19 protein-coding genes are annotated in these 21,718 nt (G+C 42.6%); all 19 read right to left on the bottom strand.

The window, feature by feature from the left end; translation table 11 throughout:
• Positions 1-62: 62 nt before the first annotated feature.
• The 19 genes from ftsH to pth all read right to left on the bottom strand — a co-directional run bounded on the left by ftsH (position 63) and on the right by pth (position 21,605).
• The gene (gene ftsH, locus QZ995_RS18520) at positions 63-2,051 is read right to left on the bottom strand and encodes an ATP-dependent zinc metalloprotease FtsH (RefSeq protein WP_301809830.1); all 1,989 of its coding nucleotides are present in this window, start codon (positions 2,049-2,051) and stop codon (positions 63-65) included.
• Positions 2,052-2,133: 82 nt separating this feature from the next.
• Complete coding sequence (hpt, locus tag QZ995_RS18515; RefSeq protein WP_301809828.1) at positions 2,134-2,673, bottom strand: hypoxanthine phosphoribosyltransferase; 540 nt, start codon at positions 2,671-2,673, stop codon at positions 2,134-2,136.
• A gap of 13 nt (positions 2,674-2,686) precedes the next feature.
• Positions 2,687-4,117 carry a tRNA lysidine(34) synthetase TilS gene (gene tilS, locus QZ995_RS18510; RefSeq protein WP_301809827.1) on the bottom strand — a complete coding sequence of 477 codons (1,431 nt, stop codon included), beginning with the start codon at positions 4,115-4,117 and terminating at the stop codon, positions 2,687-2,689.
• Complete coding sequence (locus tag QZ995_RS18505; RefSeq protein WP_301809825.1) at positions 4,080-4,544, bottom strand: threonine/serine exporter family protein; 465 nt, start codon at positions 4,542-4,544, stop codon at positions 4,080-4,082. Before QZ995_RS18505 ends, tilS begins: the two co-directional genes overlap by 38 nt.
• Before the next feature lie 15 nt (positions 4,545-4,559).
• On the bottom strand, positions 4,560-5,312 hold the full coding sequence (locus tag QZ995_RS18500; RefSeq protein WP_301809823.1) for a threonine/serine exporter family protein: 753 nt from the start codon (positions 5,310-5,312) through the stop codon (positions 4,560-4,562).
• A gap of 13 nt (positions 5,313-5,325) precedes the next feature.
• Positions 5,326-6,285 (bottom strand): serine/threonine protein kinase, encoded by a 960-nt coding sequence (locus tag QZ995_RS18495; protein WP_301809822.1) that lies wholly within the window; start codon positions 6,283-6,285, stop codon positions 5,326-5,328.
• A complete protein-coding gene (locus QZ995_RS18490; RefSeq protein ID WP_301809820.1) occupies positions 6,245-7,051 on the bottom strand; it encodes a VWA domain-containing protein in 807 nt (268 codons plus the stop codon). Before QZ995_RS18490 ends, QZ995_RS18495 begins: the two co-directional genes overlap by 41 nt.
• 29 nt (positions 7,052-7,080) lie before the next feature.
• Positions 7,081-9,564 (bottom strand): stage II sporulation protein E, encoded by a 2,484-nt coding sequence (gene spoIIE, locus QZ995_RS18485; protein ID WP_301809819.1) that lies wholly within the window; start codon positions 9,562-9,564, stop codon positions 7,081-7,083.
• A 399-nt stretch (positions 9,565-9,963) separates the two neighbouring features.
• Positions 9,964-10,275, bottom strand: coding sequence for an FtsB family cell division protein (locus tag QZ995_RS18480; RefSeq protein WP_301809817.1), 312 nt, complete (start codon positions 10,273-10,275; stop codon positions 9,964-9,966).
• A 26-nt stretch (positions 10,276-10,301) separates the two neighbouring features.
• The gene (gene yabQ, locus QZ995_RS18475; RefSeq protein WP_301809816.1) at positions 10,302-10,871 is read right to left on the bottom strand and encodes a spore cortex biosynthesis protein YabQ; all 570 of its coding nucleotides are present in this window, start codon (positions 10,869-10,871) and stop codon (positions 10,302-10,304) included.
• Complete coding sequence (yabP, locus tag QZ995_RS18470) at positions 10,868-11,152, bottom strand: sporulation protein YabP (protein WP_018672314.1); 285 nt, start codon at positions 11,150-11,152, stop codon at positions 10,868-10,870. The genes yabQ and yabP overlap by 4 nt, the downstream gene beginning before the upstream one ends.
• A gap of 110 nt (positions 11,153-11,262) precedes the next feature.
• Positions 11,263-11,556 (bottom strand): RNA-binding S4 domain-containing protein, encoded by a 294-nt coding sequence (locus tag QZ995_RS18465; RefSeq protein WP_003333896.1) that lies wholly within the window; start codon positions 11,554-11,556, stop codon positions 11,263-11,265.
• 26 nt (positions 11,557-11,582) lie between these two features.
• The gene (gene mazG, locus QZ995_RS18460; protein WP_301809806.1) at positions 11,583-13,049 is read right to left on the bottom strand and encodes a nucleoside triphosphate pyrophosphohydrolase; all 1,467 of its coding nucleotides are present in this window, start codon (positions 13,047-13,049) and stop codon (positions 11,583-11,585) included.
• 29 nt (positions 13,050-13,078) lie between these two features.
• The gene (locus QZ995_RS18455; protein WP_301809804.1) at positions 13,079-14,728 is read right to left on the bottom strand and encodes a putative polysaccharide biosynthesis protein; all 1,650 of its coding nucleotides are present in this window, start codon (positions 14,726-14,728) and stop codon (positions 13,079-13,081) included.
• Between the two features lie 192 nt (positions 14,729-14,920).
• Positions 14,921-15,460, bottom strand: coding sequence for a stage V sporulation protein T (gene spoVT, locus QZ995_RS18450; protein ID WP_031412514.1), 540 nt, complete (start codon positions 15,458-15,460; stop codon positions 14,921-14,923).
• A gap of 350 nt (positions 15,461-15,810) precedes the next feature.
• Entirely contained in the window at positions 15,811-16,905 is a 1,095-nt protein-coding gene (locus tag QZ995_RS18445) for a peptidylprolyl isomerase (protein WP_301809803.1), read from the bottom strand.
• Between the two features lie 43 nt (positions 16,906-16,948).
• Positions 16,949-20,515 carry a transcription-repair coupling factor gene (gene mfd / locus QZ995_RS18440; RefSeq protein ID WP_301809801.1) on the bottom strand — a complete coding sequence of 1,189 codons (3,567 nt, stop codon included), beginning with the start codon at positions 20,513-20,515 and terminating at the stop codon, positions 16,949-16,951.
• A 210-nt stretch (positions 20,516-20,725) separates the two neighbouring features.
• A complete protein-coding gene (locus tag QZ995_RS18435) occupies positions 20,726-20,956 on the bottom strand; it encodes an anti-sigma-F factor Fin family protein (protein WP_301809799.1) in 231 nt (76 codons plus the stop codon).
• 76 nt (positions 20,957-21,032) lie between these two features.
• Positions 21,033-21,605, bottom strand: coding sequence for an aminoacyl-tRNA hydrolase (gene pth / locus QZ995_RS18430; RefSeq protein ID WP_301809797.1), 573 nt, complete (start codon positions 21,603-21,605; stop codon positions 21,033-21,035).
• Between the last annotated feature and the right edge of the window lie 113 nt (positions 21,606-21,718).

Genomic DNA, 21,718 nt, shown 5'->3' with positions numbered 1-21,718 from the left:
CCCCCACTGTTGTCATTGACAAAATGTCATCGAGAAAAAAATAAGAGCACCATCCGGCGCTCTTATTTCGGTTCTTGGTTATCAGGATGGTCTACTGTTTCATCCGTTTTTGTAGCTTCTGCTTTTGGTTCTTGGTTCAGTTTATCAATGGTTACTTGATTAACTGGCTCTTCAGGCTTGGATTGAATGTTTACTACAACATCCTCCCCAGGTTCTTTATCCAGCTTGCCGTTTTCAATGATCTGTCTGATCTGTTCAGCATCAAGTGTTTCCACGCGAAGCAAGGTTTGTGCAACCGCTTCTAACTGATCTCCATATTGAATCAACAAGTCCTTACAACGTTGATATTGTTCATTAATGATCCGTTGCATTTCTTGGTCAATTTCGTAAGCGATTTGTTCAGAGTAGTTACGCTCGTGCCCAAAGTCGCGTCCCAAGAATACTTGGCCTTGAGATTGACCGAATTGCATTGGTCCTAAATTACTCATACCATATTCGGTAATCATGCTACGCGCAATTGCTGTAGCGCGTTGGAAGTCATTATGCGCTCCAGTAGAGATATCGCCCAGAACCAATTCTTCCGCAACACGTCCACCAAGCAGACCCACAATTTTATCTTCCAGATCTGTTTTGGTAGCAAAGAAGCGATCCTCTTTTGGCAGCATAACGGTGTACCCGCCTGCTTGCCCGCGTGGGATAATAGTAACTTTGTGTACCATATCAGCACGTTTTAAATGGTATCCAACAATTGTATGACCTGCTTCGTGATAAGCTACTAAACGACGCTCGTCTTCGCTTACGACACGAGATTTCTTAGCAGGACCAGCGATGACGCGGTCAATCGCTTCATCTACTTCTTGCATGTTGATTTGCTTCTTATTTTTACGCGCTGTAAGCAATGCAGCTTCATTTAACAGGTTCTCAAGATCAGCACCTGTGAAGCCCGGCGTACGGCGAGCAATGATATCCAGATTCAAGTCCTCGCCTAATGGCTTATTACGTGCATGCACCTTCAGAACAGCCTCACGACCACGTACATCAGGTCGATCCACCGTAACTTGACGGTCAAAACGTCCCGGACGCAATAAAGCTGGGTCAAGAATGTCAGGTCTGTTGGTTGCTGCAATCATGATAATTCCTTCATTTGCTCCGAAACCGTCCATCTCTACGAGCAATTGGTTTAGCGTTTGTTCACGTTCATCATGACCTCCGCCAAGACCAGCACCACGTTGGCGACCAACGGCATCAATTTCATCAATGAAAATGATACACGGAGCATTTTTCTTTGCATTTTCAAATAAATCACGTACACGTGATGCCCCAACCCCGACAAACATCTCTACGAAGTCAGAACCTGAAATGCTAAAGAATGGCACGCCTGCTTCACCAGCAACGGCACGTGCAAGCAATGTTTTACCTGTACCTGGAGGCCCTACTAAAAGTACCCCTTTAGGTATGCGGGCACCTACAGCAGCAAATTTGCGTGGGTCCTTTAAGAATTCTACGACCTCTACAAGCTCTGCTTTTTCCTCATCAGCACCAGCTACATCTTCAAATGTAACTTTTTTCTTTTCGTCGTTATATAACTTCGCCTTGCTCTTACCGAAGTTCATAACTCGGCTTCCGCCGCCCTGTGCCTGATTTAACAGGAAGAAGAACAAGATAAAGATGATCACGAATGGAATGATAGAAGTTAGGAATGTTAGCCAGATGCTGTTACCCTCTGCTGGTTTATACTCCACCTTATTAATCTTCTTGGCATCAATCTTATCATTGATCAGTTTAACTAGTTGTTCATCATAAATCGGTGCATTGGTATAGAATGATTCCTGACCGGCTGGAGTTTGTTTGAGCTTACCCTCTACCCGATATGTACCTCCCTCAACACGAAGAGATGCCTCTGCAATGTTGTCTTGATTGAGGTGATTACGCAGCTCCTGATAAGAAATTGGAGCCATTTTATCGGTTCCGGAGAGGACAAAATTCACAATCCCTACCGTGACAAGGAAAATCAGTAAATAGAAACCTGTATTCCGAAAAAAACGATTCATTGCTTACCTCCTCTCACGAAAAAAGACACTTCCATTATTTTAGCATAGAGTAAAACCCATTCACAACCTAGCTAGCTCTTGTCTATTTCGAATAAACTTCAGGTTTTAGAACACCGATATATGGAAGATTGCGATAGGTCTCAGCGTAATCCAGACCGTAACCGACCACAAACTCATCAGGAATAGTAAAACCACTGTAATCAGGAGAAATATTTACCTTACGACGCTCCGGTTTGTTTAGTAGCGTTACGACTTTTACGGACGCAGCATGACGTTGCTTTAATAGCTCTACCAAATGGCTTAACGTCAAACCACTGTCCATGATGTCTTCCACAATTAGAACATGACGATTCTGAACAGTTGTATCTAAGTCTTTCAGAATACGCACAACACCAGAGGACTCCGTACTGTTGCCATAGCTAGATACTGCCATAAAATCCATCTCGCACTTAATATCCATCTCACGCAGAAGGTCGGCCATGAAAACAACGGCACCTTTTAAGATGCAAATAACCAACGGATTTTTATCGCGGTACTCATCTGCTAAGATTTTACCCAGTTCTTTGACTTTCTGATCAATTTCTTCCTTCGTAAGCATAATTTCTTTTATATCATTATTCATATGTAACCTCCTGCTACTCTTCTCTGAAATCCGCCTGTATGATAACAAATGCACGGGATTTCTCATGTATCATGGCATGCGTTGATCGCTTTATTCCAGGTATCCAAATAATTCGGCCCCCGGCTACTAAGATAGGAATTCGATCACGCCTGCTTTTTGGTACTTTTTCATCAATAAATAGCTCCTTCAATTTTTTACTGTAGCCATGCTGAGGCGTACCGAGTTGAATACGGTCACCCGGCATTCTGCTGCGAATGATGCAGTCGCCTACTAAGGCATCGGCGTCACATACAGCACTATAAGGAGATAAAGATAACAGATCTGGTAAATCAGTTAATGAATCATACCGTTTTGTATGTATGAACATTCCCGCCTCTTCTATCCATATCGTACCAGGTATGGTAATAGGGTATGAATAAGGCTGGAATAAATCTTGAGCAGTGGCTTTTTGCCTACGAAAACATACCTGCTCATACACCCTCTCTACAAAAATATGGGAGGGTAGATGTAGTACAGCAGAAGGATTTTCCTCGAAAATGATACGCAAAACGGCCTCCACATGCTGCAGAGACCACTCCGTTTCAGTTGCGAGATAACTTAATATTAGAGGAATCATTCTCCTTTGTAAAGCAAGGTCAAAAGTTTTTAAGCACTTCCTGTCTAGGATAATTTTGTCAGATTCCCGCCTTACAATTATCCTATTTAGCGCCTCTTGACTCAGCTTTTGCAGGTAGTCGTCATCCACTCTGGCCATCTCTGCTAGCTGAAGCACGTGTTCTCTGTATCTTAGGTTTACTTGTTGTAAATGAGGTGTCACCTCGTGCCGTAATAAGTTACGTTTATATTTGCGCGAATCATTGCTGCTATCGTGCCGTGGTTGCAGGTTATTCGCTTCGCAGTATGCTTCTAGCTCCTCGCGAAAAACGTGCAGAAGCGGACGAACCAACTCGATTTGCTCTGCATGAAGCCATCTGCGTTGCGGCATGCCAGTAAATCCATGCAGACTAGTACCCCTTATCATGCGAAACAGAATAGTCTCTACCTGATCATCAGCATGATGGGCAAGCGCTACTTTAGTAGCCCCTACCTCTTTAGCTACTTGCCGATAGTATTGATAACGTAATTCACGACTTGCAACTTGCGGTCCTTGACCGGTTTCCTTCATTATTTCAGGCACGCTTTCATAGAAGGAGTAGCACTTAACTCCTAATGTATGACACAAGTCCCCCACGTATGCGGCATCTTGGTCAGACTCTTCTCCGCGAAACCCATGATTCAAGTGAACAGCGTACAACTTCCAACCGTACTGATATTGTTCATTCATTTTGCTTAAGATATGCAACAGCGCAGTAGAATCTACTCCGCCAGAAACTCCTACCACAATGGATTCATGTGGCAAAAGCAACCTATCCTGCTCCATTCGCTTTTGTACTTTTTCGTACATAACGTGCCTCGATTCCTTTCCATAGAGAGAAGATGGAGAGACCAAGAATTAAACCTGAAGCAATAGCCCCAGCCAGCATCATCGTCTTGACCCCAAGCGTAATCCCTTCCAAGTAGTCAGCATTAATGAACGCCAACATCGATTTATAAGCAGTCGAACCTGGAACTAATGGAATAATTCCCGCAATACTAAAGTTAGTAGAAGGAACACGCATCCTCACAGAAAGGATTCGGCTGCTCAGCGAGATAAACGTTCCCGCTGCAAAAGAAGAAAGCGTAAGCTCAGCTCCAAACATCGGCAGTATTTTATAGATAATCCAACCCATCAGTCCAATTAAACCTGCAAAAAGAATGGTGCGTTTTGGTGCATTAAACAACATAGCGTAGGCAATGGTAATAATAAAACTTAACAGCATTCCCAGCAACATATGCCTAATCCCCTCCTATAATGACAAGACAGCTGCGGCCGCAACAGCTACGGCTAAGGCGGTTAAGCCTGCCTCAACTCCTCTCGCCATTCCGGCAACCAAGTCTCCTGCCATTAAATCACGCACAGAGTTCGTCAAAGCTACACCTGGAAACAAAGGAATCATCGCCCCTATAATCATAACACCAAGATGCAGATGATCGGGAAAAAGCCATGAAGCAATTAACGTAAACATTCCTCCTAAAAAAGAGGCTGATAATTCGGCAAAAAAAGGGATTTTCAGAAAGCGATACAAATAATTAGCGCTGGCAAAGACGATTGCCCCAGCAATAGAACTGGGGAAAAAATCAAGAAAAGTCCCACCAATCAAAACAGCAAAAGAGCCGCTGCCTATACCAGCCGCTAGATTTAACACTCGGTCTGAAAATTGGAAGCGCATTCTCTGAATCTCTTCTAATTGTATATGCGCTTCATCCAAGGTAATCTCTCCCGACACAAAGTGACGAGATACCTGATTGACCAACGTTACTTTGTTCAAATTGATCGTTCGGTCACGCATTCGAATCATTCGGGTACGATCCACACCATTATTATCTTTAAAGGAAAAAGTAATACTGGTTGTCGTCACGGAACTATGGACGCTTTTCATGCCTGCAGCATGTGCAATATGAGTCATCGTCTCTTCTACACGATACGTTTCCGCTCCATTACGAATCATAATCTCCCCAGCTAAAAGGCACGTCTCCATTACATAATTATTGGACGTCATGCAGAATGATCCCTCACATCCATACATAATACAACGAGCCAGCAAGCAAAAGCATAGAGGCTACAAAGATTCCTCCAATAATTTTGCTTCCTATTCCTTCCCCAGGCTTCTTGGTTTGTGATACATCTCCCCTCGTCTCTGACTTTTGTCGAAACGCTTGCAAGAGTTCAGCTTTCATGTGAGTAGCTGTTGAATATTTCCCATCCAATGCCTTTACTAACACGGGGCGGTAAGGAGCTAACAATTCGTTGTCCCGTATTATATCATAAAGCTTTTGAACATGTCGCCCTGATACCGGAAGTGTTGCCCATTTCTCTTTTTCAATAGTAAGCTTAATTACCATGATGGCTAATGAAAACAGATCATATGCAGCATCAGCCTTTCGATCTCCCGCTTGCCAAGTGGCCCGATCATACTCTTCTGTAAATTGACGTACGGCATGACCCGATTTGGTTACCCCGCCAAAATCAATCAAACATACCTGCTTGCCAGCCTGTACAACAATGATATTTTCTGGCTTTAGATCACCAAAAACATATCCCAGCTCATGAATGATTTGTAAATGGGACAGGACTTGCGTGCACAACAAAATAAGCCACTCTTTGCCTACTCTCTTCAAGCTATGATCCAATCGTTCCCCTTCAATATATTCCATAGCATAATAGGCATACACCTTGCCTTTTACAATCATATCATCTACATCATATATGTTTGGCCCAATTTTTTGGTTATGAGATTGTAAACTTTTGAGCACGTTTGCTTCCATTAATAAGTCAATAGAATCGGCACCCACTTTAATCGCTACCTTTTTATCTTCATGAAGAACTAGGTAGACGACACCGTTGGCTCCTCTACCTAGTTCTTTTACCACTGAATATGTTTGATGGTGCCATTTTCCCGTGAAATAATGGGGAGCATCGGGTAACAAGGAATTAGAATACATGGTCTTGCAAATAACCGTCATCTTCTTCATTCGCTTTTTTCTTCGTACGGTAGCGATCCGCTAAAGGCTTAGGTAGCTCCACGTGTTCAAACAAGGCAATTGCTTCCGTAATGGCAGGACCCGTCGGAGTAATTCCGCTCATCGTTAAACCAGCCGTTAATTGGTATGCCTTTTCGATTTGATCCGTCCAGGGAATACGTACTTCAAGGTGCTTTTCTTTCCCAGGAAATGAGCAAACGGCCATTCTGCTACTCCCGCTGCGGGAACGTAAGCTAATGCTGAAATCATAGATAGCTTGCTGCACAGCTGACATTTTATTTTTCATGGATGCAGATGTATCAACGATCATAACCACTTCTAAAGCACTCTGTTCGCCCAATTCATCTACCATGCCTGCCACCTGCATTCTCTTTTCAGGAGCAAGACCTTCCAATTCAGCATCGCCAAGAATATGCTTTAATTCTTTGTTCACCACATGTTGAATGGTTCTAGTCATCGCTTTTCGCGTTAACATTTGGACAGTTTGGGCTAGCTGGGCAGGATAAACAATATCGCTTAGTCCTCCCCCCGCTTGAGCCATTTCACGGATTTCCTGTTCCCCCTGCTCACCCATTTCATGCTTATCTACCACTCCAATCACATTTACTGTGATACCTTGTTCTCTGGCTAAGGTTGCAGCAGCAATCGGGCTTATTCCTACATTGGAGCAACCATCTGTCACAACCAAAATCTGACGAAGCGTCGCTGGCTTTGCCATACAGATACCTCCCCTTTCTTGGGTAGCATTTTTTACCATTATGGGCGCGGGAGGAAAAAAACATACCTTTAACTTACTACACGCGGCCTCTCCATCTTCTCCATTCCTGAGACCTGTATCGCTGACCATTGTGGTACAAATCGATCTATCCGAGCGACTAAAACCGTCATGTCATCCACAATTTCACCACAATGCTCTCTAATCACTTTTTCTAACAGCAAATCAGAGATTTCTTGAGGGTCTTCTGTTTCAAGCTGTGAGATTAGTCGCTTCATCCACATCGGTCTATTTTCAATATGGCGGGGAGCCTCAAAAATCCCATCTGACATCATGATTAATAGATCACCCGCCTTTAGATTTCTTGTCACAATATCTACCTCAATATCCTCTAAAATACCAACCGGCAAATTATTGGCCGATACCATGAACACATCATTTCCTCGCTTAATAAACGAAGGAGTGGAACCAATTTTTATAAACCGTGTCATGGCAGTTTGTAAATCTATGACAGCCAAATCCACTGTGGCAAACATTTCATCAGACGAGCGTAATGCCAAAACCGAATTTACTGTTTTAATAGACAATTTTTCATCCAATCCTGATTTTAAGAGCTGTTGCAGCATGTCCAATGCTGATTGACTTTCCAGATAAGCGCGTTCCCCGTTTCCCATTCCATCACTGATTGCCACAGCCACCTTTCCATTTCCTAAATCCATTGTTTTAAAGCTATCTCCCGACAGTAATTTGCCGCCTTTAGCAGCTCCAGCCACTCCAATCTCAATTTCATAGGTTTTGGCTGAAGCCAGACACATTTTGCAATGCTGATCCTTAAAGGCTTCACAGTGCCGTTCCTTCACAATTATGTTCTCTCCTAAAATCTCGGTAAGCATCGGAGCCACAATCTTGGCGCACTCATCCCTCCCATAACAACTAGGCTGACTGATTTCTATATCCACCTTCCCTTCTTCTAAGCTATGAATATCTACGCGTCTTACGGATAGTCCCAAACCCTCCAGCGCTTTTGAAACCTGCTTCTCTTGCAGGCTTAGCGCAACTCCTTCCTGTTGGATTTCCCGTGCAAAATCACTCATGACTCGCGATACCCCCGATAGTTGATCAGCTACCAGCTTACGACTATCTTGAATTTGTTTTTTTAATTGATTATGTTCAATCATCTGGTGGTACTCTTGCTCCATATTTTGAATTACTTTTTCTGTTTTCACGCATTTCTTTTCCCACTCCTTTGATATAGTTGCCCCTTCCACCGTCCCATGCTCAAATACCGTAATCAGCATGCTACTCATTGCATCATAGGTCATTTGAGTATCTCGTTCCCAGCACTGCTCCTTTTTCCAGCAAAGCTGGCATGTCCTCTCCGCCACTTTGCTCAAATAAAGGTCTACCTCCTCCTCTTCTACTCCATTTTTGATCTCGGCTGTTTGAGCAAATGAATGGGATAACTCGGTAAATAAATCGGAAAACTGCTGAATTTTACCTGCTGTCATGTCACGTATGCGCCGCATGTATTCCTGATGAGATTGTGTGTGCTCCGCGGTCCCTGGGATGAAGCTGGCTACTCTTTTCCAAATAGAAGCCGGCGTTAATAAAAAGAGGAAAGAGGCGATCGAGGTCTCCACTAAAGAGAGATACAACCCATTGTGAGCACCGCCATAGATGCCAAGAATCGAAGTTCCAATTAAGAGTCCGGCTACTACACCAATTTTCCCTCCCTCTTTTAATAGTCCGGCTAATAATCCGGCAAAAGCGAGTAAACTAATTTGTTGTAAGGCACTCACGTCAGCTAAACTGAGAATGAGCCCGGTAACCACCCCCACTGCGGCCCCGACCGTCCCTCCTCCAACAAAAGCAAATAGCAGTAGAAAATAGCGTGACAGGATATGCTCCATGGAAATTCCTTGTATGACCCATCCGACAGTTCCCGTCATTAAAGAAGCTAATAAAATAACCAGACATATAATTTCTTCTGTTTTTAACGGCTCAAATGGTTTATTTATGTGAATAATGGATAAAGACTGAATAAAAATAAGTGTTAAGACAAAGCTGAGAATGGCTTCAACTGCAATCATAGTCACACTGTATGTGTTGACCTGACTCTGAATGACCTTGCCTAATAGATGGCTAGCAAATACGGTCCCTACAACCATAAATGGGGTATAGGAAAAATCTTTTCGTTTCCATTTCTCCGCGATACGGCAAACAACAGCAGCAAGTATGATACTAAGCAACGTCTGCACGCCCAGAGGTATTGAGTGAGCTAATGAGCCTGCCAGCATGCCTAATGCGCTTACGAGCAGCGTATCCCGCCGCAGAAAGTACATCACGATAAAGTAAGGAACAACAAAAGGAGATAATTCATCAAGAATAAGAGCTCTTCCTAATAAAAAACCCATAGTAAGTGAAAGAATATGCCATTTTTTTAGAAAAGCAGCAACTTTATCACCGAAGCTCCCCATCGTTTGTGATACTTGATTAGATAGTTGTTGAGTAAAAAGATTAGCATTCGGAGAAACTACCTGGCTTTTATTGAACATGGACTAGCACCACCCATTTTGAGTTTTGTGTACCCAATTATACGAATGGACAGTTGTAAATTTTGTCAAACGGTAGAGGCATATTCCTAAAATCGTCCGACAAATTCAAACGTATCTCGTTTATTTATTTGATGGTTCATGGATTTATGCCCAAGGCAATACGATTTGATTGAGGTACCTGTCGAGGATTGAATAGAAGATATCGCTTTATTGCTTTAAAATAATAAAGTAAAGGAATAAAAAAAACCGACGTCTTGCGTTCAACGTCGGCCATCAGGTGATTCGCGCTCGGCGAAACGGGCTTGTTATATTATATTCGCCATTTGTTTAAAATGACCTTCCTCTTTTTAAAATCTATTGTACGTTTTCGTAAATTTATTTTAGCTAGACCCAATTAGCTTAATTATCAGGGATCAAAAAGATGATCTCACCCGGCTTGGACATAAAATTATTTTTGCGTGCAAGCTCTGCGATGTATTCTGGATCATCTAATCGTTTCATCTTATTGGTTAGCTCTTCCTGTTGCTCTTTTACTTCCTCTGCCTCTTTCTGCAGTGCTTTTACTTGTTCTTCTGTCTCTGCAATGACAGAGCTTTGAAGATATGCCGTATAGCACGTCCAGACAAGGAAGCAGAACACGAAGAACATAATAAAACGAAGTCTGCGCTTGCGACCTAGATTATTCGATTGAGAGGGACGTTCTTTGGCCATGTCTGCTCTCCACCTTTGCTACCTTTTTACTCTTTGTTTTCCTTGGTAAACCATTTCTTCAGTATTTCCTTTGCTCCTGCCGTTTTGCCCCTAATACTTTTCCACAAGTTACGACCCCATGGAACAAATGGTGACAATGGCCAAGAAATGATTCGCCAAATGAACAATCCTATCTTTGCCAGCACAGTAAAAAGGAACCCGAGAATAATCCAGATAAAATGAAAAATTATCTCTATCGGTTTAATCAATAAAAAGTCAATAATTTTAACACTGATCTGAAATACCCATATGCTCCATTCTAGCACAGTTAACAAAAATCTGATATAAACCTTACTACCTATAAGGAAATAGAGCCATGCTCCTATAATAATCCCTAGATAGATCGGAAATCTCACTATTCCTTCGTTAACCCATACCAGCACATAAAAAACAATTCCCACGCTACTTAACCAAAATAACAAATCTAATATGAAAACGGCCCAAAGTGGGAAGCGGCCCTTGCCTTTTATGACATGGTACGTATCAAACCCCATCCCCATAAAAATTCCGCACAGGGACATGAAAGCCATGGTCTGAAACTGAATACTGATACTCACTTAAATAATTTGCCGAAAAATCCTTTCGATCGATCTCCGGCCTGCCCCTGTTCTATATACCCCATGTCATGAACGAAACCCTCAATGGCCACTTCTCCGGTTTCAAGACTCAGGTTTTTCATATGAAGATTCTGGCCGCGTATAGTAAGAAAACCGCCTTCTGTTTCTAACAGAAATTCTTCACTATCAAAGCTTTCCACCTTTTTTACCCCGGATATAGCCAAACTGCGCCGATTGATCATGACAATTTCATGGCGAGGTCGTTTATTTGGTTCGATCATATAAAAACCCTCCCTATCTTGGTGGTCTGGAGTACGATCCAAAACGCCGGGAACAAAATGTTCCTCTTTGTACCAAGATATGGAGGGGGATGTCCTTTTAGAACTATTGCTTATGCTCTTAGGTATTCATCTTCTTCTTTTTCATCGCGCGGCACTGGCACCTCACCAATTACTGTGTAAAGGGAAGCAGCCTCATCCTTACGCGCATTTTCTTTGATCTCTTCAACTTTTACTGTAACGATTTTTTGTCCAAAACGAATGGAGATAGAATCTCCGACTTTTACATTGCTGGAAGCTTTTGCAGCACGTTCATTAATTTCGACACGTCCTTGATCACAAACATCCTTAGCTAACGTTCGCCGTTTAATTAAACGAGACACCTTTAGAAATTTATCAAGACGCATAGTATTCCTCCTCTATGTAGCTATGGCTACTCTTGAGCTTTGGCCTCATTCCAAAAATGATCAAGCTCTTCTAAAGTCATATCGGCAAACTGCTTATTATTTTCTTGCAGCTTTTGTTCAATGTATTGAAATCTACGCTTAAATTTCAGATTGGTAAGCGCTAAAGCTTGTTCAGGATCAACCTTCATGAAGCGAGCCAGATTGATTACAGCGAAAAGCAAATCCCCTAATTCGCCTGTTCGTTCTTCTGGAGTTGCTTGCTGAACCTCCTTGTACTCTTCTTCAATTTTAGCGTAGACATCTTTCACTTCGTCCCAATCAAACCCAACTTCTGCGGCCTTCTTTTGAATTTTGACGGCTGCTAAAATTGCTGGTAAATCCTTTGGCAGAGAATCAAGCAAGGAGGCTGTTTCTGGTACAATTCCTTTCTCTGCTTTCTCTTGAGCTTTTATCTGCTCCCAATTCACCACCACTGCATCTGCATCAGCTACCTTCGACTCGCCAAATACATGCGGATGGCGTCGAATCATTTTGGCTGTCAGAGTGGAAATGATGTCTTCAATGGTGAAGTAGCCTTCCTCTGAAGCAATCTGTGCATGAAGCATAATCTGCAAGAGCACATCCCCTAATTCCTCACACAGCGCATCCACATCATCCTGATCGATCGCTTCCACTGTTTCATAGGCTTCTTCTAACAAATAACGACGCAGGCTTTGATGCGTCTGCTTCCGATCCCATGGGCAGCCTTCTGGTCCGCGCAAGGTTGCGATCACTTCTTTTAAATAAGAGAATTGACGTTGCTTTACTGACTCTTCTACGGTAGGCGGTACATAGATGAGACTTAGATTTCCCAGATGCTCCACTCGATCTAGATCGTATAATGGCAGACGCTCCACGATCTCTTGACCCTCTATCCCAACCGCTGTAGCGACGATAACCTCATATTCGTCTGGAAGGACTTCCATTAAGGTGAGTTTCGCGTCTGAAGCAGACATTTGATCGTAGACCTGAGCTATAACTGTATGTAGACCCGGATTTACTTGATCTGCTGTCATACTTGTGGCATCTAACAAAGTAAATCCTTCGATCGGATCAATAGCCAGACGGGCGAACAGTGGATCTAAGAAGCTTTGTCCACCCAATACCTTTACCTCTATCTGCTCCTCTACCGCATGACCTAGCAGCAGTTGCACCGTCCGTTCTGCTACTAAAGGATGTCCCGGAACTGCATAGGTTACTTCACCTTCTGTTTTCACCTCAGATAACAGCTCGCGAGCAATCTCTTGATATACCTGTTCAAATGAGTCATGCTTTTCGTAAATAGAATCAAAGGACGTGTAAGTAAGGCCCTCTTCAGCCAATTGATTTAATACTGGATGATCAGCTGTTCGGACATACAAATGCTTGGTCTGTTTTAACCGTTTATACATACCCAGAGGCATTTGATCTAGATTGCCTGCCCCAAGTCCTACGACATAAATGGTATTCACCATGTAGGAATCCTCCGTTCTGTAATCCCTGACTATTTTCGAATCTGTAAAAGCTTATACCGCTCCAAAAGAGAGACTAGTCGCTTTCCTTTTGGCAAATACAAAATTTCCTCGCGTTTGATGCCCCCTGTATATAAAAGGGAAAGCATATATACTACTAACCCCACAGAAACTGCAAAAACTCCGACGATCGTTTGAACCAAACGCTCGCTATCAAGCAGAGAACCCACAATTAGATTCATTAGGCCTTGAACGAGTAAGACCATGATTGACATAAGAGCCACACTTATCAGAGGCTTGGTCAGCATTTCCTTTATGTTAAAGGAAAGCCCCAGATAGTGGCGAATCGACCTCATGTTTAAGCCCATGGATGTCACATAGGCAAGGACTGTGGCCACTGCCGCCCCCTGTATGCCCCACAAAGGCGTTAATGCAAGATTAGCCAACAATTTTACCAGTACACCAATCAGCAAATGTCTAGCTGGTAATTTAACATGTCCCAAGCCTTGCAAGATTCCAGAGGTAGCAATACTTAATGTCGCAAACACAATGACAAAGGCCTGAATAGCAAGTGACCAGGTACCCTTATCATTTCCATATACCATAATATTGACCGGTTCAGCTAACAAGGCCAGTCCGATTGAGGCTGGTAACCCTAGCATCAAGGTCAGACGTAGAGCCATCTCGGTACGATTGATGATCATCTTATCCTGTTTTTGTGCTACAGCCTCACTAATAGCAGGAACTAATGCCAAGGAAAGTGATGTGGCAAAAAACGTCCCAAATTGAATGAGTGGTTGTCCACGGTCATAAATTCCTTTTAATTCTTTTGCTGTATCAAGTTCATATCCGTTCCATTGCAGCAAATTAGAAACTGTCACCGAATCAATTAATGGGATCATCGGCAACACCAGAGCACCGATACAAATCGGAATTGCGTAATGTAAGATGCTGATCAGCACTTGCTTGTTTGTTACTGTATCGGTAAGCTGTTGAGCACGCAATTTTTTACGATATCCTCTGCGTCGATAATATCGTCTGGATTTCCGATAATAATAATACAAAACCAAAAAGGCTGCCAACGCCCCCGGAAAAGCGGCAAATACTGCTCCTGTACCGGCAAGATAAGCATCCTGATAGGCACTCATCATCCAGTAAGCTGAGACTAAAATAACGATTACACGAATTATCTGTTCGACTACCTGTGATACACCCGTAGGCACCATGTCTTGCTGTCCTTGAAAATAACCACGCAATATGGATACCAACGGAACTAATGGTAAAGACCATGCTACGGCTCGCAGCGGCAATGTAAGCTGTTCATCGCCCATAAATCGGGCTAATGCAGGAGCCCCTAGATACAAAAGGAGAAAAAAGAATACTCCTAGTATTCCTAGTGAAACGCTGGCTACACGGAAAGCCTTACGTGCACCTAGATGGTCCTCGACTGCTAAACGTTCTGAGACGATTTTGGAAATGGCAATTGGAAAACCTGCTGTTGCCAAAATCAACAAGGCTGTGTACAACGGGTATACCTGCATGTACACATATAACCCAACATCACCTGTAATATTTTGATAAGGTATGCGATAGATCGCTCCGAGAACCTTGGAGAGCAAGCCGGCAATACCTAGAATAGCAGCACCTTTGACAAAATGATTCGCACTTCTCTCTCCTGCCATACAGTATCTATTTCTCCTCTTACAAAAAGTCTACGTTCAGAAACTTTGTCCATTATACCACACAGAGGAAGTGTGTAATCAAGGGGGATGAGACGTGGGTCATTCGTGGTTTGCTTGCATATAGTAGGGAAAGTCAAAAAAACAAGCCCCTTGTGTAAGGCTTGTTTTTTGACTTTCGTTATTTAATCACTATTATTGTTCCATTTGTTTAGCTAGGAATCCAGCGGCTGTTTCTGCCATTTTCAGCTCTAAGTCGCCCATTTTAGCTTCTGTTTTGCTGACAAGGATTACTGCGCCAATCGGATCTCCGCCTGCTACAATAGGAGCTACTACATAAGATGAGTACTGCTCCGGCATATCACGGCATAATTCATATTGACCGGAATTTTTTTCTACTCTGCTCTTGCGTTCTTCCAATGATTTTTCTACTAGACCACCAATTGGTTTTTCCAGGTATTCCTTCTTGGAAGCGCCAGCTACTGCAATGACCGTATCTCGATCGGAAATAATGACAATATGATTTAAGCTTTCGTATAAAGAGTCAGCATATTCCTTGGCAAAATCAGCCAATTCCCCAATTGGAGAATATTTTTTAAGGATTACTTCCCCATCACGATCGACAAAAATCTCAAGTGGATCCCCCTCACGAATACGAAGTGTGCGACGGATTTCCTTCGGGATCACGACCCGTCCGAGGTCGTCTATACGACGAACAATTCCAGTTGCCTTCATAATCTTGTTGCCTCGCTTTCTTGAGAAGATTGATTTTGTAGTTTTTTGAGGATTTACTCCTATGATTTCCTATCTTCTCGCTTTTTACTAATATCTTGTATTTGTATTTGTTACCAACTAACCTTGCTTTGTACTCTCCCCCGGGCGGTAGCGAGTGATAATAGTATTTGCCTTGGCAAGAAGAATATGCGATCAAAACAAAATTAAACCAGCTTTTTTTATTCCAAGATAACCTTTTGATGGGTTTGTCCCGCACTTACATTTTCCCAATAAAAAAGCTCCTCTTGTAATCAACTACAAACTGTAAGCACAGTCTGTTTGTTTACAAAAGGAGCTACTTTTATTTTATGCTATTTTGTTTCAGGAGTAGCTGCTGGAGCTGGCGCTTTTACCTCTGGAAGGGATTTCTTCGTAATAATCGCGTCCAAATCTTTGGTAGTGTATTGTTCAAAATTCTTCTCCAACACCTGCTGCTTCAACTGAGCTTTTACTTCATCAAAGGTTTTTACTTTACGGTCTTCTACTTTCACAATGTGATATCCATATTCAGTCTTAACTGGCGGTTCACTGAGGACTCCAATTTTTTGGGTTAGAGCTGCCTTCTTAAATTCTGGCACCCAGTTGTTCACATCAGCATTTGCATATAATCCACCGTTTGCTTTGCTTCCTTCATCCTCAGACACTTGTTTGGCAAGAGCGGCAAAGTCCTCCCCTTTTTTCAAGCGAGCAAGATAACCTTTTGCCAATTTGTCTGCTTCCTCTGGTTTACGGTTCTCAAATTTAACCAAAATATGGCGTACAGAAGCTGTTGTATACGCAGATTTATCTGCTGTATCATAGGCTTTCTTCAAATCAGCATCTTTCACTTCACCTTCCATAACCTTCACAGAAGCATTAATGGTTGCTAGTTGTTTCACAATCGCTTCTTTTGTGATGTTATGATTTTTCATCAATTGGTTAAATTTATCCTCGCTGCCGAGAACTTGGATATACTGACCTTTTAGCGATTCAAAAGATTTATCCGCTTCTGTGGCTGCTGCTTTCTTAATTGCTTCGTCAGCCTTTTCCGCTTTTAGCTTGGTAGCTAGGTATTGACGTGCATAGTTATCGACCATCTCTTGTGTAGAAACTCCAATAGCATAGGCTTGCGGAGGATTCATGAAGCCAAGTGCACGTAAGAAGTCTTCAAACTCTTGACCTGTCAGCTTCCCGCCCTGATATTCAAAAATAGACGCATTTGGATCAACCGTAAAAGGCAATTTAACCGGTGGGAATTGCGCAAGCATATCTTCTTTATCAGCCGGCTGTTCTGCTCCTGGTTTAGCCGGTTGTGCTGTTTCCGCTTTATTAGTCGCTCCGCAGCCACTCAAAATCGCTAGCGTTAATGCCGTGGTGGAAAGTAGGGCCAACATACGTTTACCCTTCGTAAATGTTGTCTTTTTCATGAAACAAAAGCTCCCTTCTCGGCACCTTTAGCACCTGGTGGATTTAGTGTAATGAGGGGTCAGGGTTCTTACTCTTTTCAATCAGATGGAAATCATTAATTAAGTTTATTACCATCTTGACCCCATCCTCAATCTTTAACCCCTTAACTTTAACAGTTACAATGATCTGTTGTCCACCTGGGGTTGTCGAAAGCCCAAGCCGGCGGTCATATTTGCTAGACAAGCCAAATAAAGCCCCACCATCAATGTTAGAGGTTTGATGTTCTGCCAAAATGATTTTAATAACATCAGGATCTTTCTGACTAATCTCAACAATATGATGCTCCATCGCTTGAATACGCAAACGTGAAATCATCAGTAAATTATCTACTGGAGACGGGATATTACCAAAACGGTCGATCAGCTCATCTGCAAGATCGTCCAGCTCCTCGATCGTAGAGGTTGCTACAAATTTTTTGTACATCTCGATCTTCTGACGACTATCAGTAATGTAATCAGAAGGTAAATACGCATCAATTTGAAGATTAATTTCAACTGGTGGAACAGGAGCAATCTCTTCTGTCCTTACTTCACCACGTAAATCATCTATTGCTTCCTTAAGCATTTGTGTATACAAATCAAATCCGACAGTATTAATGAAGCCGTGTTGCTCTGCTCCCAATAAATTACCTGCTCCACGAATTGATAAGTCTCGCATCGCAATTTTAAAGCCGGACCCAAGCTCTGTGAATTCCTTAATAGCCTGTAACCGTTTCTCCGCTACCTCTGTCAGCACCTTGTCGCGTTGGTATGTGAAGTATGCATAGGCAATGCGATTAGAACGGCCTACGCGCCCGCGTAGCTGATAAAGCTGGGACAAGCCCATCCGGTCGGCATTATAGATGATTAACGTATTTACATTTGGAATATCGACACCAGTCTCAATGATTGTGGTACTTACCAGCACATCATAATTTCCGTCTAAGAAATCGAGAATAATTCGTTCTAGCTCACTTTCATTCATTTGTCCATGAGCAACCGCTACCCTCGCATCAGGAACTAAGGCTGAAATATGCTCCGCCATTTGTTCTATACCCTGCACCTGATTGTAAAGGAAGAAAACCTGTCCTTCACGGGCCAATTCTCGCTCAATCGCTTCTCGAACCAGAGCCGGGCTATAGTCTAATACATAAGTTTGTACAGGGAAGCGATTTTCCGGCGGTGTCTCAATAACAGATAAATCGCGTACTCCCAGCATAGACATATGAAGCGTGCGCGGAATAGGAGTAGCTGTAAGCGTTAGTACATCTACATTGGTTTTTAATTGCTTCAGTTTTTCTTTGTGGCTTACACCAAAGCGTTGCTCCTCGTCGACAATCAGTAGCCCTAGGTCTCGGAATACAATATCCTTAGACAGCAATCGGTGCGTACCGATCACCACATCTACCGTTCCTTCCTTTAGACCCTTCATTGTTGCATTTTGTTCCTTCCGAGAACGAAAACGGCTCAAAACCTCTACTCTGATCGGAAAATCAGAAAAACGCTCCTTAAACGTTTCAAAATGCTGTTGAGCTAGAATCGTGGTCGGTACAAGTACAGCTACCTGCTTTCCGTCCATGACCGCTTTAAAAGCAGCACGTATCGCTACTTCTGTTTTTCCATACCCTACATCTCCGCAAACCAAACGATCCATAGGTCGCTTGCTTTCCATGTCAGCTTTCACTTCTGTGATGGCACGCAATTGATCCACGGTCTCCTGATACGGGAACATAGCCTCAAATTCTCTTTGCTCCAAGCTGTCCTTGTTAAAGCTATAGCCTACAGCTTGCTCTCGTTGTGCATACAGCTTGATTAGATCCTCGGCGATATCTTTTACCGATGTTTCTACCTTGCTCTTTACACGTTTCCACTCATTTCCGCCTAAATTATAAATTTTAGGCTGAGCTTCTTCACTGCCAACATACTTTTGTACATGATCGATTTGATCAATAGGGACAAACAAGCTATCTCCGCCTGCGTATTGTACATGTAAATAATCCTTATGAATACCTAGGATTTCCTTTGTTTCAATTCCTAGATATTTACCAATCCCATGATTAATGTGTACAACAAAGTCACCAGGCTTTAATTCCATGTAGTTCTTGATCCGCTCAGCATTGCTCATGTTTTGATTTACTTTGCGAGCCTTGCGCTGCTTTGCTGTAAAGACTTCTCCCTCTGTAACAACAACCATTTTGCTTAATGGCATTTCAAAACCGCTTTGAATATTTCCAATAATAATAGTAGGTCGGCCTGGAGGAATGGTTCTTACCTCTTCTAACAGCAAATCAGCTTCCATCTCATAATCATCTAGAACCCGCTCCAAACGCTTGGCGCGCTCCGCATCAGCAGCAGCGAAGATAATTTGATGTTGACCCTTTATCCATCGTTGCAGCTCGCTTTTTAATACGTTCATTTGCCCATGAAAATTTTGCATCGTACGACAGTTCATGTTGACGATATTTTGTGGATGCGTTTTTGGGGTTTGACGTAAAAATAGCGATAAATAAATAATCTGTCTCTTCTGCCCATGAATGAGCTCATCATACGACTGTGACAGAATAAGATTAGACATAAAATCGCCTTGTTCGATGCGGCCAGTAATCCACTCTGATTCGTCCTTTTGCAATTGCACCGCAGTATCAATGACACGGGACGGTTCATCAATAATCATTAACGTATCAGAAGGCAGGTAGTCTAGGATGGTTTCCATCTCAGGATACAGAACGGATAAATAGCTGTATAGATTAGCTGGCCGGCTACCCTGACGCATTAATTCAATATCGCGCCCTATCTGCTCCATCAATCTTTCTTTTACAGCCTCATCCTTGGTGTTGCCTAATGTTTCACCTAGTTTTTTCTCTAAATAAGCAGCACTCTCTACTAGCTTCGAAGCAGAAACAACGGTCTCTTTTACCGGGCCAATCACATATTGTTCTAAATGTTCTTGAGAACGCTGTGTACCCATATCAAATGTTCGAATGGAATCAATTTCATCATCAAAGAGCTCAATTCGAATCGGCCAGTCCGAATCAACAGGAAATAAGTCAACGATTCCGCCACGAATGCTTAATTCCCCTTTACGTTCAACCATCTCAACTCGTTCGTAGCCTAATTCGACCATTCTCTCTAAAAAGTCTTGTAAATCTAAAGTTCCTCCACGACTTACGGTCATTTGGGCCTCTTTCCATACATTGTGAGGCACAGTTAAGCGGCGAATACCCGCAAAAGGAACAACCAAAATACCCGTGAAGCCATTCGCTAAACGGTTAAATACTTGAATGCGTTGTGCCAATGTCTCTGGACTCGCAATGGCCATTTCTGACCCAATCAGCTCATTACCCGGATAAAGCATGACTTCCTCTGGGGAAAGCAGCTCTGCTACGTCCTCATACACTTTTTGCGCTTGAAACATATTATGCGTCACGATACACAGGGGGCGTTTACTCTCTTGATAAACGGCTGCCATGAAAATATGACGAGCGGAACCAGATAGTCCGGCCATCAACTGTTCATGCAAACCCTGTGACAAACCAGCAAGAATGGTTCCGAAATTGGAATCTTCTTTTATACGATTAATGATGACTTGCATCCCTAATCTCCTCTCCAACCTTACTCTCCTATTACTACATAGGTTACAGCACTAAAACTGCGGTGCAGATCAACCTTCCCACATCGCAGTTTGTACGAAAAAGTTATTTATTTATTCAATCGATAAAAATCCACAGGTAGCCTTAGCTTCTCCAAGAGCTAGAGCTACCTTATTTCATGCCTTGTCATTTTGAAAGGTAAAAATGGCTTGCTATTGCAGCGGATTACCTACAACCGACAAATCAGGATTTTGATCAAGGGCTTCTTTACAATAGTCACAAACAACGCGAACAACTGTATTCCCTGTCTCATCCTTGGATATTATATGTTGGCGCTCCTGTTGGGTCAAGAATTGAAAGCCTAGCTGCCATTCGGAGACATTCGATTGCTGAATTTCCCCCACCTTCATGCCACAACAACGACATACATAGCGGTAACTCATATGATTACCCCCTAAGTGAAAATATAGTACTTTCTTCCACTTAGTATGGGCATATTATAGCTATTCGATACTGTACCTATCCACGTGTTGGATTATAGCGATTCATAACTGTCAGGAAGCTATCACCTTTGACCCAATCTTCACCGGCTTTTGCTGCTGATTGAATTGCATCTTGGATATGCGGCCACTCGCTTTTTGAAAATGAGTGGAGTACATAGTCACTCACACTTTTACCCGGTTCTGGACGATCAATACCAATTTTGATGCGGCTAAAATCTTGTGTGCCTAAATGTGCAATAATGGATTTAATCCCGTTATGGCCTCCTGCACTGCCCTTTTCCCGCAATCTCAGCTTGCCTACCGGTAAGTCAAGATCATCATAGATGACAACGATATCCTTTGCTGTCAGTTTATAAAAAGAAACGATTTGCCCTACCGTTTCTCCAGATAGGTTCATGTAGGTTTGTGGTTTTACTAATAAAACCTTCTCTCCCTGTACATTTCCCTCTCCTATAATTCCACGAAATTTCATCGTGCTTAACGGAATTTGTAATTCTTTACTTAATGTATCTATTGTAAGAAACCCTACATTATGTCTGGTATCCTCATATTGCTTACCAGGGTTCCCTAACCCAATGATGACCTTCACTGAAATTACCTCCAAGCAAAAATAACCTACTCATTCCATTGTACATGAATGTAAGCCTTTTAAAAAGCAAGGGAAGTCGACTTCTTCCGTCAAAAAACGGCATGTCCATACAT

It is taken from the genome of Brevibacillus laterosporus (assembly GCF_030489605.1).
GTDB lineage: Bacteria > Bacillota > Bacilli > Brevibacillales > Brevibacillaceae > Brevibacillus_B > Brevibacillus_B laterosporus_E.
This window is presented reverse-complemented; position numbering and strand designations above follow the sequence as displayed.